The sequence below is a fragment of the Pedobacter jaeyakensis genome (genome assembly GCF_054461315.1).
In genome coordinates, this window is record NZ_CM136921.1 from 2,113,172 (window position 1) to 2,128,275 (window position 15,104).

The 15,104-nt window shown below is 38.9% G+C and carries 11 protein-coding genes; 4 read left to right on the forward strand and 7 right to left on the reverse strand.

Annotated features, from left to right (window positions below; genetic code table 11):
* Positions 1-52 precede the first annotated feature (52 nt).
* Positions 53-1,996 carry a hypothetical protein gene (locus ACXZ1K_RS09470; protein ID WP_458973143.1) on the reverse strand — a complete coding sequence of 648 codons (1,944 nt, stop codon included), beginning with the start codon at positions 1,994-1,996 and terminating at the stop codon, positions 53-55.
* A 426-nt stretch (positions 1,997-2,422) separates the two neighbouring features.
* On the opposite strand from ACXZ1K_RS09470, the gene ACXZ1K_RS09475 reads away from it, so the two are divergent.
* A complete protein-coding gene (locus tag ACXZ1K_RS09475; protein WP_458973144.1) occupies positions 2,423-2,992 on the forward strand; it encodes a DUF4833 domain-containing protein in 570 nt (189 codons plus the stop codon).
* A gap of 67 nt (positions 2,993-3,059) precedes the next feature.
* Here the strand turns inward: ACXZ1K_RS09475 and ACXZ1K_RS09480 are convergent, their stop codons facing one another.
* The 6 genes from ACXZ1K_RS09480 to ACXZ1K_RS09505 all read right to left on the reverse strand — a co-directional run bounded on the left by ACXZ1K_RS09480 (position 3,060) and on the right by ACXZ1K_RS09505 (position 8,596).
* Positions 3,060-3,377: a hypothetical protein gene (locus ACXZ1K_RS09480; RefSeq protein ID WP_458973145.1), complete on the reverse strand. Its 318-nt coding sequence runs from the start codon at positions 3,375-3,377 to the stop codon at positions 3,060-3,062.
* A 3-nt stretch (positions 3,378-3,380) separates the two neighbouring features.
* On the reverse strand, positions 3,381-4,028 hold the full coding sequence (locus ACXZ1K_RS09485) for an AAA family ATPase (RefSeq protein WP_458973146.1): 648 nt from the start codon (positions 4,026-4,028) through the stop codon (positions 3,381-3,383).
* A 134-nt stretch (positions 4,029-4,162) separates the two neighbouring features.
* Positions 4,163-4,888, reverse strand: coding sequence for a 6-phosphogluconolactonase (gene pgl / locus ACXZ1K_RS09490; protein WP_458973147.1), 726 nt, complete (start codon positions 4,886-4,888; stop codon positions 4,163-4,165).
* Positions 4,889-6,400: a glucose-6-phosphate dehydrogenase gene (zwf, locus tag ACXZ1K_RS09495; RefSeq protein ID WP_458973148.1), complete on the reverse strand. Its 1,512-nt coding sequence runs from the start codon at positions 6,398-6,400 to the stop codon at positions 4,889-4,891.
* 18 nt (positions 6,401-6,418) lie between these two features.
* A complete protein-coding gene (gndA, locus tag ACXZ1K_RS09500) occupies positions 6,419-7,831 on the reverse strand; it encodes an NADP-dependent phosphogluconate dehydrogenase (RefSeq protein WP_458973149.1) in 1,413 nt (470 codons plus the stop codon).
* Positions 7,832-7,834: 3 nt separating this feature from the next.
* Positions 7,835-8,596, reverse strand: a complete 762-nt coding sequence (locus ACXZ1K_RS09505) for an ROK family protein (RefSeq protein WP_458973150.1) — start codon at positions 8,594-8,596, stop codon at positions 7,835-7,837.
* 657 nt (positions 8,597-9,253) lie between these two features.
* Here ACXZ1K_RS09505 and ACXZ1K_RS09510 point away from each other — a divergent pair.
* Genes ACXZ1K_RS09510 through ACXZ1K_RS09520 form a run of 3 tightly spaced genes read left to right on the forward strand, consistent with a single transcriptional unit; the run spans position 9,254 to position 15,096 of the window.
* The gene (locus ACXZ1K_RS09510; RefSeq protein WP_458973151.1) at positions 9,254-12,253 is read left to right on the forward strand and encodes a SusC/RagA family TonB-linked outer membrane protein; all 3,000 of its coding nucleotides are present in this window, start codon (positions 9,254-9,256) and stop codon (positions 12,251-12,253) included.
* A gap of 49 nt (positions 12,254-12,302) precedes the next feature.
* Entirely contained in the window at positions 12,303-13,853 is a 1,551-nt protein-coding gene (locus ACXZ1K_RS09515) for a RagB/SusD family nutrient uptake outer membrane protein (RefSeq protein ID WP_458973152.1), read from the forward strand.
* Between the two features lie 16 nt (positions 13,854-13,869).
* A complete protein-coding gene (locus tag ACXZ1K_RS09520) occupies positions 13,870-15,096 on the forward strand; it encodes an ATP/GTP-binding protein (protein ID WP_458973153.1) in 1,227 nt (408 codons plus the stop codon).
* Positions 15,097-15,104: the final 8 nt, after the last annotated feature.

The window sequence follows — 15,104 nt, forward strand, 5'->3', positions numbered from 1 at the left end:
GTTATTGGGGATTTAGTGGTAAATAATATTGTTAGTTTAAATTGACAAGTGCCTATTCTACAGCTACATGAGGTGTTAGAGGTTTGGGCTGAACCACCAGACTGAAGAGTGCTGGAGAACTTTCACACCCTGATGCATTTTTGATGATCAGAGAACCGCTATATGATGCGGCAGGAATGCCGGTAGGAATGTTTATGGTAATTGGTGACGCCGGAAGGCTCTGGTTATTTACCCCAGTTAATAACGGTGAAACCCAAGTTATAGAGTAAGTCAGCGAAGTTCCCGTAACTGCTGTGTAACTTAAGTTTGTGCTTCCAATTCCTCGGCATACGATGGGATTGCTGCCAAGGGTAATTGTAGGAAGGGGCTGAACCGTTAATGGTACAGGGTTAGAGGTAATGTCCTGCAAACAACCAGCAACGCCTCCAGTTATTTTGACACGAAACAGCCTGTTGTTCATTGCTATTGTTGTAGCTGTTACGTTAAGTGTGGGTGAATTTGTGCCCATACTTATCCAATTGGTTCCATCGTAATATTGCCACTGATATCCTGTTATCGAGGCACCGGACGGCACTGTTGCTGTTACGGAAAAATTTGCACTAGCTCCTTCGCAAACATTGCTTGCAGCTAGCGTGGATGGCTGAACTGTAATTGTAGGAGCTGATGGGGCGAGACTTACATCATAGATCCTTAATGCATCTCCCAATACGCCAATGCCGAGCAGGCCCTTATCAAATTCAATCTTGAAGCGGTCGAAAGCAACACCTGGCTTTATGCTCAGGTCTAAGTCTTTATGCGTACTTCCGATATTGATGAGGTTAAGCACATCCAGTCCTAGCAGCGATATCAGGCTGCCAAGAGGTTGTGTGTATACCGGGGTTTCAGAAATACCGGAATATGCATAGAATTTAATGCCATTTAACTGGGCAAGTGAAAGACCGATCAGGCTTTTTTCTATTCCTAGATGTAGGTGAACGCCATCATTGGTTGTAGCTACGTGATCATAGAAGAACGATTGTGACACTTTACTTGCTACGCCCACGCTTGCCAGTCCACTTGAAAAGGAAGAATATTGGTTCGCAACTCCATTAATGGCATACTGAGGGTTGGCCACAAGTTGACTCAAGTCCAGGCCGCCAACTAAAGCACCCGAATTAATTGTGATGCCTGAAGCTTCCCCTGCGTTAGTGAATTGAGGTAGGGTGCTGCAGGCGTTGCCTGGCGACTGCGTAAATGCGTGATAGACATTTACCTCTAATTTACGGGCGACATCAGCGACTCGGAGGTCAGATGGTAAAGCAACATTTAGCCTAACGGAATTGTAAGCTGCATCTGGGGTCACTGAAAGATACCATTCGCCATCTTTGTCTATTAAAGTACGGGTGATTGTATTGGCAGAAGAGCCTGCTACAGTACCTACATTTTCCGTTCCGTTGTATGCGGCCCCTGCAGTTGTATTGGCTGTGTTTAGGGTATAATTTCCAGATGAAGAATAACCTCTTCCTATAATATTTTGGATTTCTACTAATCCCAATAAACCACCCACGGCTACCGACGCTCCACTTAGCGTTGGTTTTTCTTTTAATTTAAAGTATGTGGTTGTGCCAGATGAAATAATTGAGTTGCCGGTATTTCGAAACTGAATATAGACATCTGCTCCTGCGCCTAATAATCCAACAACTCCTAAGTCTTGTGCTGCAGTTAGTTTCACAGGTGTAGTGCTTACTCCTGTGAGCACTGTATTGTCACCATAGTAGAATCTGAAGGTAGTACCTAAACCAGCAAAGTTTGTAGTACTGTGGGAAGATAGGGGAGGTACGCTTACGGATGCGCTACCGGTACCTAATGAAATCGCAGCCCCACCACCAAAAAAGTTCCCTGTTTTTTGTCCTGTTAAGTATGTTTTTGATTGGGCAATCGCAATATACAAGTTACCAACTAACAACATACCTGTGAGGAGCAATAGTTTTACGGAAATCTTAATTTTTCCTGGCATTTCTGTAAGCGATAACAATATGTATATGCTCTACAACTGAATGATATCTTTGAATAATAATTTCTTACTTGTAGATTTTGTCAAAATTATTGCTCTAGTGGCAAATATTTTTATTCATAATGTTCATTTTTGTTTGATGAAAGAAAAAGATCAAGTTTCGATTTTCGCTTTTGAATAATGCGGGAAGTTGAGGTAATGTATTGACAATCAGGTAATTTTATCAAGATGTATTGAATGTTCATTTTGTTCATAAAAATGAACTGCAAGATGAATGTTTTTTGAGTCGATATTGTGAACAAGATTTGTTCACATAAGTTCGTAATCAGTATAGAACAGGAGGAAAATCAGCAATTTATCATTCACATAATGTCTGAACACTGACATTTTTCTTGTGCTAATTTTGTTTGTTGTTATTAACTTTGCTGTATGATTACGTTAAGTTTAAATAAAGTTCTTTTGGTGGGACTATTTGTAGCCTCTTTTGTTTCTTCAACTTTTGGTCAATCTGACAAGAGCAACCCGTCTCCGTTGAAATTTCCTGCGCCGAAAGGCATCAATAATCAACTTTTTTATTTACAGCGTGATCCAAACATAAATACACTCATTTATGCCTTAAATATTAAGGACAATGGAGATATAGATGAAAAAGAGCCGGTATCGGCCTATTGGATCAGATATACTGAAGGGGGTGATAAGAAAGACCTATCTTATGTTCAAAAGAAATTTGCTTATGGTGTGGATTCGAAGGTAATAGGAAAAGACCAGTTCGAGCTTCGATTTGTTTCTCATAAAAAGCTGCCATTATATCTACTTAAATCTATCGTAGATAAAAAATACCATGTTTACGTTACAGTGAATAATACAAAGCTACTGCTAGACCGTATTTTTGTCCGTATTGAAGGAGGGTCTTTTTGGATTCCTAATGTTAAGTATGTAGAACTTAGAGGAATTAATCAAGAAACTAATGCTTTGGTTACGGAACGTATTGCAGTTTAGTAATTAGTTTTAATTTAAAAAGCACCTGTTATTAGGTTTGTTTTTAGGTGTAAAAGCAAACCTAATTTTACACATTAAACTTCTTCCTCTCTTTGTCTATTTTCTCTTGTATCGCTTCAAGGAGCCAGTCTTTTTTGGAGAATCCGATGATTCTTCCTGGTTTTTTTGGTCGCCTGTCGCACAGTTCAGCTATAGTCTCAAGGTCACTTTCCAAAATTAGAATATTAAAATTTTTGACTTTATCTTCGGCGGGTCTGTCAACTTGTTTAGGGCTGCCACCTTTATTGATGATTTCTTTGATTTTTTTTTCACTTGCCCTTGAGGTTGGGCGTTCTTCTACCTTAATTTCAGGTGTTCTTTTCGGAGGTAATTGTATTTTTGACATGTTCTAAGCTAATTTCATCACTTCGTTAAACAATGCGTTTAGTTCACTAATGGCCTTATCATCTGCTGGCTCGTACTCGAATACTGAAATTCCTTTTCCTGCCGCATTCGAGAAACATTTGCGGTTAATTAGTGGCTGGTTAATATATGTTAATCCTTCAGCTTCTTCCAGAGCAGCAGCAGTATCTCTGTTGTCTGCACTTCTTAAATCCGCGCGATTTAGGAATGCAAATACCTTTAGCTCGTGATTTACTGATTTGATGTCTTCTATCAGTTGCTGAACTTTAGTTACCGTCCAGAAGTCGAAACTGCGCGGGTAGAAGGGAACCAAGTAGGTGTCTGCAACAATAAGTGCAGCACGCTGACTTTTAGTGTCTCTACCACCTGTATCAATTATGATGTCATCATACTTTTTTTTAAGATTTGGCATTTGAGACCGAATTGCATCGCCTGTGAGCTTTATTGCCGTAAACCCTAAGTTGCCCTCCAGCGTTGCGTCACGCCAGGCCGTGTAGTCTGTTGCCGTTTCCTGGTCGTCTGCATCGATCAGCAGGATGTCTCTTTTATGTTGTTCTGCCAAATACTGGATGAAGTTTACAGCTACAGTTGTTTTTCCAACTCCTCCTTTGATGCCTCCAAATACGTAGATCATATAATGCTAATGGTGTAAAATTGAACCTGTTTTATGGTGTAAATATACACCTTTTTTCAGTGTAAAATTGAACCTGTTTTTCAGTGCAAAATTGCACCTAATAATAAGGTGTAAAATTAGGTGCTTTTAAACACCTAATTATTTAGTAGATTTGCAGCCTCCTGATCAATGAAAAATGTCAACGTTCCCTCTATTGGTTCAATTAGTTGGGAAGGATACAGGCTGGTGTTCTTCTCCTGATCTTCTATGACATGCTTGATCGCATTCGCCTTCGATTCTCCGAAAACTAGAAATGCAATATTCTTAGATTTATTAATGAGTGGAGCAGTGAAACTGATGCGATACGTGGATAGTTTGTCGACATACACCGAATCAATAGTGACATTGTTGTTGGTGAGAATGGTCGTTTCAGGGAACAGGGAGGCAGTATGAGCATCATCACCCATTCCTAGAAGTATAAGATCAAATGACAGGTCTGCACCGTTGAAGTGTGCTGTAATTGCCTTGAAATATTCAATTGCGGCTTTCTCAGGTTCTATACTGGTATCCACATAGAAAATATGATCGGCAGCGATTTTAAGTGGTTCTAAAAGCGTAGTCTTAGCCATCAAACCGTTGTAGTTTTCATGTGTTGCCGGTACATTACGCTCATCTCCGAAAAAGAAAAATACCTTTGTCCAATCTGTTTTGTCATGGTAATTAGTAACCAATAATTCGTATAATTTCTTTGGCGAATTACCGCCAGTAAGCACGAAATTAAAATGGCCTTTTTCCTTGATTGATTGATTGGCGATATTGATAATATAATCGGCCAGGTCCCTGAACAATTCCTGGCCGGTATGATAGATCAAAAGATTCATCTAGTCTTTGTTTAGTGGTAAGGTAAACCAGTGAAAGCCGTCTCTCGCAATAAGCGCTTCGGCATCTTCAGGTCCCCATGAATCAGCAGTATAGTTAGGGAAACTCAAAGACTTTTTATTTGCCCATGCATTTACAACAGGCATAAGTAGTTCCCATGCACTTTCGACCTGATCCGCACGCATGAATTGCGTTTGGTCGCCCGTCATAACATCTAATAGGAGTGTTTCATAAGCCTCTGGTGTTTCAGTACTGTATGTACCCTTATAATCGAAAACCATATCGACAGGGTTAAGAACCATATCTAAGCCTGGTCTCTTACCTTGCACTTGCAAACGAATACTCATCTCTGGTTGTATGCTGATTATCAATCTGTTTTGTTGCCAATGCTCAGTAACTCCTGCCGGAAAAATATGATGTGGGACATCTTTAAACTGGATGGTGATCAAAGAAGAGGTCTGAAACAGGCGTTTACCGGTTCTGACATAAAATGGAACGCCCTGCCATCTCCAGTTGTCTACAAAAAATTTAATAGCTGCAAAGGTTTCGGTATTAGAATCCGGATCAACGCCGGTTTCATGACGATACCCAGGAACTTCTTTCCCTTCAACCCAACCTTTGGTATATTGCCCGCGAACAGTGCTAAAACGTATATCCTCCGGGCTAAATGGCCTCATCGCCTTTAATACGTCAACCTTCTTATTTCTGATCTCGTCAGCATCAAAGTTTACCGGTGTTTCCATACCAATCAGGCACAATAGCTGCAGTAGGTGGTTTTGGATCATGTCCCGCAATGCACCTGCTCCTTCGTAGTAACCACCTCTATCGCCAACGCCAAGTTGTTCAGTAACAGAAATTTGAATATGATCAATGTATGTTCTGTTCCAGAGTGGCTCCAAGAATGAATTAGCGAACCGGAAGGCCATAATATTTTGAACGGTCTCTTTACCCAGGTAATGATCTATGCGGTAGATTTGTTTTTCTGTAAATATGCCGGTAAGAATACAATTGAGGTCTTTAGCTGTCTGTAAATCGCGACCAAATGGCTTTTCGATTACGATTCGACAATTATCTTCGTTGCCAGCAAGTTCGTACTTGGAAAGACATTGTGCAATAAGGGGAAATAGATTGGGAGCAACAGCTAAGTAATACAATACTTGTGTTGTTGGGCCAAATTCTGCCTGATATTTTTCAATGTTTTTCTTGAGGTTGCCAAAAGTTTCTGGCGACTCTACGTCTACAGACGTGTAGTGGATATGCTCTGCAAATTTAGACCATTTGTCTTGTTTTACTTTACCAGATCTGGAGAAACTATTTACGCCGTCCATAAGTGCGGTGCGGAATTTCTCATCGTTAAGCGGCTTTCTTGCAGTACCTATAATGGCATATTTCTCAGGCATATAGCCATCTGCATAAAGGTTATAAAGCGCAGGAGCAAGTTTGCGCAAATTTAAATCGCCTGTTCCTCCAAAAATTACAATAATTGTGGGGTTTAGACTGATGCTAGTTTTCATCTGTTAAGGTTTGTAATGCTAATTATTGGTATTCCAGTTGGCATGAAAAATGCCTTCTTCATCAATGCGTTCAAAGGTATGCGCTCCAAAAAAGTCTCTTTGCGCCTGAGTTAAATTTAGTGGTGAATTTGCAGTTCTTAGCGAATCGTAATAAGTAAGCGCTGAAGCATAGCAAGGAATGGCGATGCCATTTGCTATGGCAGCTATAACTACTGATCTGGTGTCACCTATTATGTCTTTTAATTGATGCTGTATGCCCGAATCACTAAAAAGGTGAGGTAATTTCGGTTGTTTGGTATAAGCTTGGAAAATATCCTCCAATAATTCTGCTCTTATGATACATCCACCTCTCCAAATTTGAGATATTTCTTTTAGGTTAAGGTCATATTTAAATTCAGCAGATGCCTGTTCAAGCAAATGAAGTCCCTGTGCATATGAAGTGATCATTGCGAAGTAAAGTGCCTGCTCCAGCTGAATTTCGAAAGTTGCAGCATCTGAGATCGCAGCTTTCTCATGTGGAAGCGCTTCGGCCAGATTGATTCTGAGTGACTTAAATTTTGACAGATCTCTCGTGCTAACTGCTTCATTTATAGTTGGAATAGGTAGCTGTAAATCTACAGAAACTTGCGTAGTCCATTTTCCAGTGCCCTTTGATTTTGCTTCATCTTTAATAAAATCAATCAGCATCCCACCGGTTTTCTCATCTTTGACTTTAAAAATGTCTTTAGTAACTTCAAGCAGGAAGGACTTGAGTCTGCCTTGGTTCCATTTGTCAAAAAGGTTATAAATCTGTTCGTTATCGTATTTAAGACCATTTTTCAACAGATCATAAGTTTCTGCAAGGATTTGCATCATCGCATATTCTATTCCGTTGTGCACCATTTTAACAAAGTGGCCAGAGGCGCCAGGACCGATATAGGCGACACAAGGATCCCCATTGACTTTCGCAGAAACAGCCTCTAATATAGGTTTTACAGAATTATATGCCGTTTTATCTCCACCAGGCATCATACTTGGTCCAAAACGTGCGCCTTCTTCACCACCAGAAATTCCCATTCCGAAGAAATGGATCCCTTGTTCAGAAAGTTCTTTAGCCCTGCGGCTTGTATCGGTAAAGTGTGAGTTACCACTGTCAATAATCATATCATCTTTATCCAGGAGCGGAACAAGTTCGCTGATTACGCTGTCCACTATGGCGCCGGCTGGCACCAGAAGCATGATCCTTCTTGGTAGTTCCAAGCTGTTTATGAAGTCATTAAGCTCTTCAAAGCCCTTCAAGTTATGTTCAGCTCCGTCTTCGGCAAGTTTCTTCAACATTTTAGGATCCTTATCGTATCCGGTAACTCGAAATCCGTGGTCTGCCATGTTGAGCAATAGGTTGCGGCCCATTGTTCCCAGGCCAATCATTCCTAAAGTAAATTTATCATTCATTTTTTATTTTTTATCAGGATGGATAGTGTATACATGATATTTTTCAGCGGCTTGCCAAAGTTTAGCACCTCCTTTGATGCCATCTTTATTGGTAACCAGATGAATATTATGGTCCAACTCAAAACTAATATGCTTGGAATTACCACCGCCAATATATAACGTATCATAGTTAAATACTGTCTTGTAAATCTCAATGATTCTTTGGAGGCGTTCGTTCCATTTTTTTTCACCTATTTCTTCAAAAGCGGAGGTACCGATGTAAGCATCGTAATCCTTTTTCTTTGTTACAGGCAAGTGTGCAAGCTCTAGGTGGGGCAGGAGCTCGCCGTCATATACTAAAGCGGTTCCAAATCCTGTTCCTACAGTAAATACGATCTCGAATCCTTTGCCCTTTACAAGCCCCAGTGCTTGTTGGTCGGCATCGTTAATTAGTCTTACAGGCAGGTCCAGCAAATTGCTGATCTGTTGAGCAAGATTAACGTTTGCCCATTGATTTTTGGCAAGGTTTGGCGCAGTTTCAACCACACCTTTTTTTACGTATCCAGGAAAACCGACAGACACCCTATCAAAATCGTCGTCAAAAGAAGAAACCAGTTGTTTGATGATTTCTATAATGTTCTCAGGAGTTGATTTCTTTGGGGTAGGAATCTTTTTGAAATCGGTAAGAAGTTCACCTTCTTGAGTTAAAATACATGCTTTAACACTTGTGCCGCCAATATCTATAGATAGAATGTTGCTGCTCTTTTTTTTAGGATTAACTGGCATATTTGATTTTTTGTAAAATGGCCTGTTGTTATAAACAATCCAAAATAACAAATTTTAGTCCGATTACTGGCTAAGTAATTTTTTATAAGATGGAATAATTACTGATAAGAAACAATTGTCTGAAAAAGTATGCGCTATAAAAGTCGGATTTTAGCGTTGTGTATATATTGTGTATAGTTTTTAGTTCAAATTCAAAACCTTTGGGAGTAAAACAAATAAAATGATTTAGCTGTTAAAAATTGTTAAAAAAAAATCAGTTAAAACATTTGCAATTAATTTTTTCTTTCGTATCATTGTTAAGGGAATAATCGATTTAGCACAAATGGTCGGTTATTTAACAAACCAAGTATATAATTTTATAAACCAAGCTATGAATCGAACTTTTACAAAAAATCTAGGGAGTGATGCCTCACTTCAGCACTACAATCATTATCAGAAGCACAATAGAGCAGCCTTAGTTGAGTCTGTTTTGCTTATGACTAATTTTTAATAGTCCAAACAAGCTAAAACGATTTAACCTATATCTTAAATAACAGCTGATAGTTTCAAGCCTTCAATTTCCCAGGGCTAGGAGTTGTTTTCTTTGTTTACGGTATTTCCATTACATCAAACAATTAATAAACAGTTTTTTAATCAGTTAATACTTAATTATCTGTTATGCGCATTATTGCAACTATAACTTTTCTGGGTGTGCTGTGTACAACAACATACTCCTTCGGCAATACGGCTAGGTCTGCCTGTGTTTCGAATCACTTCTCGTTAGTGCGAAGCTTCCAACAGACGGATACGGCTAAGTCGGACACCGCTAAGAAGGACACTGCTACTGTAGGTATTAAGCCTTTGCCAAAGACTATTGCTAAAAAGCTTGAATCTAAAGGCAGTAATCTTGATCCTAAGAAGCTATCCACATTTCCGGCGATCTCTTTACAACAGTATTTAAAAGGAGAAGCTGCAGGTTTATATGTTACCGAACCATCTGGTGAGCCAGGTACCGTTCAAAACATGTACATTCATGGAACTTCACAACCATTATTATCACAACGTGAAGTTTTTCAAACACAACCATTAGTAATATTAGACGGTGTTCCATTAATTGGCGAGCATCCATTTGCATTTGACATCCAGCAGTACAAGTATGATAGACTGGGTCCGGCTACAAATCCTTTAGCTAATATCAATATGGCCAACATTCAATCTGTTCAGGTTTTAACAGGTTTAAATGCGACTGCCATATATGGACCTAAAGGAGCAAACGGTGTTATCTTATTGACAACTAATTCTCCAAGTACCAAAAGAAGAATTACTTTCGATAGTTACGTTGGCGTGGCTACCCCAAATGCGGTAACTACGGTTAATGGTAAATTTGAAAATGATTTCAGAAGACAGTTCTATAACAAGTATACTGCCAATGGTGTATATGGCGATAATGATGTTTATCCATTATACTTAAGTGATTCATTGAATAACGCATACTATGGTCCGGCTAACTGGAGTGAAAGCTACTATGGAAAAGAACTTCAGTATGGCATCAATGCAAGTATAGCTGGTGGTACTGATCGTGCTAACTTCCGTTTCTCTGTAGGTTCCCTTCGTAGCGCTGGTATTGCAGATGATACTAAAGCTGATCGGTATGACACGCGTTTCATCATCAATATGAAACCTGTGCAATGGTTAACTTTTAGCGCAATGGTAAATGCCAACCGTGTTCAGCGTGATCGCAACCGAAATGTGCGTGACCGTTTCGCAACTGTGAACTACATTCCGGATTTGACTTCACCTATCGCTCCAAATAAAGATAAGTATGACTCCTATTTGAGCGAGTTCAATAAAGGCTTTGACAACAATAGGTCAAATATTATCGAGGGCTATGCCAAGGTTGGTGTTGATCTGGGTAAATTTAAATTCATTACCACATTTGGACTAGATTATTACGAGGGTTATCGTGATATTTTCTATGCACGTACTTTGTTACAGACAACCAACTTTGCTTCCAATTATTTTGGGTACAATCAACGTTCGACTATTGATAACATTGCTACTTATGATTTGGATTTAAATGAAGATAACAAGTTTACTTTCACTGTAGGAAATACGATACAAAACGATTTATACCGTTATACTAATGCTTATGCATATAAAGGTAGTAATGACTTTATTAAGTTAAATTTATTGTATTCTGATCCTAACCAATCTAACTACTTAGAGCCTTATGTTTATTCAAAATTCTTGGTTTATAAGTTTTTAGATAGAACAAAAAATAATCAATTGTCATTCTACGGAAAGGCAGATTATAGCTTCAAAGATAAATACAATTTCTCAGCGATCTTACGTGCGGATGCTTCGTCCAATCAACAACCAACCAATCGCTGGTATTATTCACCTATTGTTTCAGCAGGATGGGATATGAAAAAGGAATTCTTTGCTGATGATGATACTTTCTCTGAGTTGAATCTTCGTGCAAGTGTAGGCAGGATGGGAAGATTTGAGAACTTTGACAATTATGGACAAGGTCCTCAATACACTGCTTTCATCGGGTTTACTGGTAACCTAATATCTCCGGGATACAATGGTATTGCTACTTTGACTCGTCCTTACAACTTCGGTTCTGTAGGTTATGATATTAAATGGGCTTATACCGATCAGGCAAATCTAGGTTTAGATGCTTCTTTCTTGGGTGACCGTGTTCATGGAAGTATTGATGGTTACTACAAACATGATAAAAACATGTTGTTAGGCGTTCCATCTGCAGCTGAGTATGGTTATACATCGGTGATCAAAAACGGTATGGCTATCCGCAATATGGGTCTAGATCTTGTATTGAGTGGAGATGTGTTTACTAAAGCTAATACAGTATCTTGGACATCAGCTGTTAATGTTAACCTTAACAGAAATGAGTTAACTGCATTACCTGGTGGTTTGAACCAAATCGTTATTGGCGACAGGATGCTTAAAGTTGGAGAGTCTGTTGATAGCTACTGGTTATTAACTAACCAAGGAATCTATAATACTGATGCTGAAGTTCCTTCAAATGGTGCAGGTGGCAAAATGGCTTATAATGGTATCACATTAAAGGCAGGTGATCCTAGATGGCTTGATGTAAACGGAGATGGCGCAATAAGTGATGCTGACAGAACTTTGCAAGGACATTCTTTACCAACACTTTCAGGTGGATGGAATAACGAATTTGGCTACAAAAACTGGTCATTGAACCTAAACTTCTATTACAATGTAGGTCGTGATTTAATCAATCAGGAAATGGCGAACAGATTTGATTTTGTTAACCGTGAAGGTCAAAATAGCATTAACTCTGTGAAGGAAATTACATTTTGGGAAAAAAGAGGAGATTATTCTAAATACCCAATTTATAACCCTTGGAGTTCAGTTTCACCTTATCAAGTTGGACAAGATTTATTCCTAGAAAATGCATCTTTTATCAAATTACGTACCGTGTCGATCGGTTACGATTTGACCAGCATGTTTAAGAAAAAATCTCCGAATGTTGAGCGATTCTATGTTTACGGTGCTGTTAACAATGTATTTACACTGACTAATTATACAGGTCAAGATCCTGAACTGGCTGGTTATTCAGGTTATGATACAGGTTATGGAATGCAGATTCCAAGAACGTATACAATTGGTGTTAAAATGGATTTTTAATTCCAGGAACGTAGACAAATAATATTGAGTACCATTTAAAATTGAGAAAATGAAAAAAATAATTTTGCTGAGTCTTGTCTTCTTTACCCTCCTTGCAGGAAGTTGTAAAAAAGCGCTGGACATCAACTCGACCCGTGTGGTAAGTGAGGAGAACTACTGGAACACCCTTGAGGATGCCAGGGCAGGAATCATGGGTGTATATGGCTTGACCAGAGCAGCTTTGGCTGATAATAATGGCCACTGGATCTACGGTGACGTGCGCATGGGTAATTTTGATTCCCCAGTTCGTCAGGATCTAAAAGCAGTGATCAAAAATGATTTAAATGCATCATATCCAGTTGTAAATGCACTTTCTAACTGGAGGAGATTTTATGCGATCGTTAATGCTGCAAATATCTTTTTGGAGCGTATTCCTGAAGTAAAAGCTAAAGATCAACGCTATACACAAAATAATATGGATGTAGATGTTGCACAAGTTCGTTTTTTAAGAGCTTATGCTTACTTCTACATGGTTAGGATTTGGGGTGATGTTCCATTTATCATTTCTTCTAGAGATGGTAGTTTTGAGAACCGTCCAAAATCAAGTAAAGATGCCATTTTGGAATTTGTTCAGTCTGAAATGCTGGCCGCTGCTGTAGTTTTACCTTACCGTTACAGTGTTAACGACATACAACAACCAGGCTTGTATTACAATGAGTATGAAAGCAGATGGAATGGGGCCTTGATCAGAAAACTAACTGCATACGGTATGCTGGCAAATGTTGCGGCATGGCAAGGAAAGTATACAGATGTTATTAAGTATGCAAACATTGTAATTACCGATTATGGTAAAGCAGCAATGAATTATACTTCCACATCGTTTTTAACTTCGAGGAACGGATTCTTTTACGATAAAAGAAACGAACACCTTCTGGCTTTCGGCTTTGTTTGGGGCCATCAAGATGCCACTTTTACCGGTAATATGGAATCACTAGCGTTGGCAGAACCTGTTGTTAATAAAGCTATACCTGATGTATATGTTCCAAAGGATTCAATTTTAACAATTTTCAAAGAGACCAACGATGGAAGGTTTAACATTGATACAACTGGTACAACACACTCCCAAGCTTATTTCACCAATTTCTTAGGCAGGTATCCAATCTTCAGTAAGATCAAAGTAATACAAGATGGCCAAGTGGATCCTACTTTCAGGATTTATTCTAGCGCTATTGTGGTGACCAGATTGGAAGACATCACCTTATTACGGGCTGAAGCTTACGCCGCTTTAGGTGAGAATAGTAATGCCATTAATGATTTGAATACCATCAGGCAATTAAGGTATAACGTAGATAATAAAGGTGTTCAAAACGAGAGTGCGAGTACTTATCTAGCGTATGATGCAAATAGAAACGGATCTGTATTGGATGCGATATTCTTAGAAAGACAAAAAGAATTTATGGGAGAGGGGATGCATTTCTATGATCAGGTTCGCTACAATAAGATCAAACAGACCAATGCTAAGTTCATGGACCTAATCAATAGAGGAGGTATTTACTGGCCGATTTCTCGTGATATTCTTGCTCAGAACCCGTTGTTAGTTCAAAATTCATATTGGAAGTAATTAAGGAAAGATAGACATGAAAAGATTAAATTTTTACGGAAAATTTTTAGGAGCAGCATTGTTTTCTGCACTAATGTTTCAGGTAGGGTGTAAAACCGAGGATACATATAAAAATGCACAACCGGTTAACAACACTACTTCACAGAATATATATGAGTATTTAAAAAGCAAACCAGGTGTTTATGATTCATTGGTTTTCTTGATCGACAAATTGAATTTGCAAAAGACTTTAACTGATAGTACTGTTACGCTGTTTGCACCTTCTAATTTGAGTTTCCAGATTGCGATAAAGAACTTAAATGAAATTCGCAGGTCACAAGGAAAGCCATCTGTTTACTTAAAGGACATTACTTCTGGTCAAGCATTGTTGCCAAAAGATATCTTGAAAGCTCAGGCAGACTTAGCACACATTGATACCATGACCTCCAGGTACATCATCCGTAAGGAGTTCTTATCTTCGGATTTTTCTGTGGGAGATGGGCAAACCATCACTAGTGTGAGAAGTGCTTATCCGATGCACGGTCAGCGTTTATATGCAGATGCTCAAGGCTGGCAAAATGGAGGTTCTGAGGTTATTGAATTTGCCAACACGAAACGTAGTGTTTTTGTCGCCAATTGGTCGAAAACAACTACTACTTCGGTTAACATTAAAGCTAAAAATGGTATCATCCATTTGTTGAGAGCAGATCACGTATTCGGGTTTGACGAGTTTGTGAGAAGGTTGACATTGGTTCCACCTCCTGTGAATTTAACTTTTGCAGACATGAATGCTTATAATGCTGCATTACCTAAGCCTACTACCCCACCTTATAGTGTTAAATTTAATGGCGATTACCAAGATGGTGGAGTTTCTGGTGGTGAGCGTATTGATAAGTTATTTGACAATAACGTATTAACCAAGTTTATTGCGCGTTTCACTGATGGTAATAATGCACCTACCATCATTACCTACAAACCTTTTACAGGACCATTTCTTGCAAACGTTTATACCGTTACCTCGGCAAATGATGCTGGAGGAAGGGACCCGAAAAGCTGGAGGTTAGAAGGTTCACTAGACGGTACAAATTATGTACAGTTAGATACACGTCAGGATATTGATTTTTCATCCAGGTTTGAAACTAAGATATTTGATTTCAAAAACACAGTATCTTATAGTTATTATCGATTGACGATTTTGAGCAATCATGGTGATGGTTTGTTCCAAATGGCTGAATGGACATTGAACTACAGACAAACCTTTTAATTAACGAG

What these genes read in the sequence shown, in the direction of transcription:
- ACXZ1K_RS09470 (WP_458973143.1), bottom strand. Translation starts at nt 1,996, where the DNA reads ATGCCAGGAAAAATTAAGATTTCCGTAAAACTATTGCTCCTCACAGGT.
- ACXZ1K_RS09475 (WP_458973144.1), top strand. Translation starts at nt 2,423, where the DNA reads ATGATTACGTTAAGTTTAAATAAAGTTCTTTTGGTGGGACTATTTGTA.
- ACXZ1K_RS09480 (WP_458973145.1), bottom strand. Translation starts at nt 3,377, where the DNA reads ATGTCAAAAATACAATTACCTCCGAAAAGAACACCTGAAATTAAGGTA.
- ACXZ1K_RS09485 (WP_458973146.1), bottom strand. Translation starts at nt 4,028, where the DNA reads ATGATCTACGTATTTGGAGGCATCAAAGGAGGAGTTGGAAAAACAACT.
- pgl (WP_458973147.1), bottom strand. Translation starts at nt 4,888, where the DNA reads ATGAATCTTTTGATCTATCATACCGGCCAGGAATTGTTCAGGGACCTG.
- zwf (WP_458973148.1), bottom strand. Translation starts at nt 6,400, where the DNA reads ATGAAAACTAGCATCAGTCTAAACCCCACAATTATTGTAATTTTTGGA.
- gndA (WP_458973149.1), bottom strand. Translation starts at nt 7,831, where the DNA reads ATGAATGATAAATTTACTTTAGGAATGATTGGCCTGGGAACAATGGGC.
- ACXZ1K_RS09505 (WP_458973150.1), bottom strand. Translation starts at nt 8,596, where the DNA reads ATGCCAGTTAATCCTAAAAAAAAGAGCAGCAACATTCTATCTATAGAT.
- ACXZ1K_RS09510 (WP_458973151.1), top strand. Translation starts at nt 9,254, where the DNA reads ATGCGCATTATTGCAACTATAACTTTTCTGGGTGTGCTGTGTACAACA.
- ACXZ1K_RS09515 (WP_458973152.1), top strand. Translation starts at nt 12,303, where the DNA reads ATGAAAAAAATAATTTTGCTGAGTCTTGTCTTCTTTACCCTCCTTGCA.
- ACXZ1K_RS09520 (WP_458973153.1), top strand. Translation starts at nt 13,870, where the DNA reads ATGAAAAGATTAAATTTTTACGGAAAATTTTTAGGAGCAGCATTGTTT.